The organism is Streptomyces sp. NPDC090442, assembly GCF_044769405.1.
Classification (GTDB): domain Bacteria; phylum Actinomycetota; class Actinomycetes; order Streptomycetales; family Streptomycetaceae; genus Streptomyces.
In genome coordinates, this window is sequence record NZ_JBIVXW010000230.1 from 1 (window position 1) to 1901 (window position 1901).

At 67.2% G+C, this 1901-nt stretch carries 2 protein-coding genes; both read right to left on the minus strand.

The window, feature by feature from the left end; all coding sequences use genetic code 11:
• Positions 1–983: reverse transcriptase N-terminal domain-containing protein (locus tag ACIQU6_RS44625; RefSeq protein ID WP_403488450.1), on the minus strand; the 983-nt coding region annotated here is incomplete at its 3' end.
• 610 nt (positions 984–1593) lie between these two features.
• Positions 1594–1901: transposase family protein (locus ACIQU6_RS44630; RefSeq protein WP_403488448.1), on the minus strand; the 308-nt coding region annotated here is incomplete at its 5' end.

Genomic DNA, 1901 nt, shown 5'->3' on the forward strand with positions numbered 1-1901 from the left:
AGAGCAAGGGTTATGCCGACCACTTCGAGACCAGACACCCGGTCCGTCACACTCTCCGCCCCCGCGGTCGGCATAACCCGACGTGCGGCATAAGCAGACCTATGCCGAACTCGGCATAGGTCTGCGTATCTCACCAGCACGGGGCTGCCCGGCACCGCGCTCCCGGCATCTCTGCCGGTCGCGAAGTAGCGGACCCCGGCGGCCTCCTCCATCCCATGCAGGGCCACATTGAGCAGGACGGGGCTGATCACCCCGCCTTGAGGAGTCCCCTCCTCGGTCGGGGCGAACCGGCCTTGGTCGATCACTCCCGCCTTCAGCCATTGCGCGACCAGTCCCCTGGCGGGGAACGAGCCGAGCTGCCGGAGAAGGTTAGGATGGTCGATTCGGTCGAACGCCGCTGCCAGGTCCGCGTCGAGCGCCCACCGCCTGCGCGGGTTCTTCCCGCTGGCGGTGTTGAAAATGGCCTCGATCGCGTCGTGGCAGCCGCGGCCCGGCCTGAATCCATAAGATCTCGGCTCGAACCGTGCTTCCCACTCGGGCTCCAGCGCACCAACCGCGACAGCTTGAAGTGCCCGGTCGGCGATCACAGGAATACCGAGAGGGCGTCTGCCCTTGGCCTTGGGGATGAACACGCGTCTGACGGGCTTGGGACTCCACGGTCGGGAGCGGTGCTGCACCCAGTCGGCCAACTCGGCCTTGAACTGGGGCAGAAGCGCCGTCCGTCCGTCGATGCCCGCCGTCTTTCGGCCAGCGTTGACCTCCGTCACGCGCCGCACGCTCAGCAGCGTGTTGGCGCGGGAGCGGAGCATCAGTTTCTGCAGGTTGCGGACCTTCTTGAGGTCCCCCGCCTGCGATGCCGTGAAGATGCGCTGCCGCAGCCGCCGTACGTCCTCTTCGACCTGCTGCCAGTCGATCGACAGCCAGTCGGTGAGGCCGTCCTCGGGTCCGTTCACCGCGGCGGCGCCTGCCGTGGCTGGCGTCATCTTGGTGTCCAACTTGTCCCTCGGTTCCGTCGTCTTCGGTCATCGGTCTTCACGGGCTCACCCGGTCCACGTCAGCACCCTTTCGGGTCGGGGCAACTGCCCCTGTCCGGCCGGTTATGCGGGACGACCGGCGGAGGAGCCGATCATGATGTCCCGGTTTCCCGCTTCCTTTCGGCCGCCGGCATTCGCTTCTTGGACCGTCCTGCGCCCGCTGGGGAGTTGGGCCTTCCTTGCGGTCGGCTTACCGGCCCCGACTGCTGGCCGGACCCCATCGGGGTTGTCACGTTACGCACGTACGAGATGCGACCGGGGTGGATGCCCCCTCTACTCCGGGAACGGCGGTGTCCACACGGCCGGTACCAAATCCCCAGCCGCCGCCTGCCGCCTCGCAACGGCCGGTTCCTGAACCCCGGTGGTGCCATCCATCAACCGAGGTGATGCATCACGGAGCATCGTCGAGGGTTCACTCTCGTTCATCCGTCCGGTCTTCCCCTCGCCTGTGGCCATCGGATGGATCGGTGGCCCTTGGGCTTTCCCCCGGGCTTCACACCCCGCCGTTACCAGCGACGCATGCCGGAGTGGGGACAGGCACTTGGACACTGGCCTGGGATCACGCCGCCGACATCAGTCGGCCTCCTTTCCGCGCAACCGCTCGTTGCGTGAGCCCTCGTGTCGCGGTCTGGTCATGCATCCGGCCCGGTCGCACTGCCCCGGACCACAGGGTGCGGCCCTGGCCGTCGCTGATCGTGGTGGTCTTGATCGTGTTCTGTTTCCGCTTGCCCGACACGAACGCGCGCCGTCCGGGCCTGCCCGCTTTTGGGCGCCTCACCTGGGTCTCCATTCCGTCGATCCGCAGCGTCACGTTCTCCGCTTCGGCGTAGGCGAACACATCCTCCAAGGTCCGCAACCGCAAGCCGG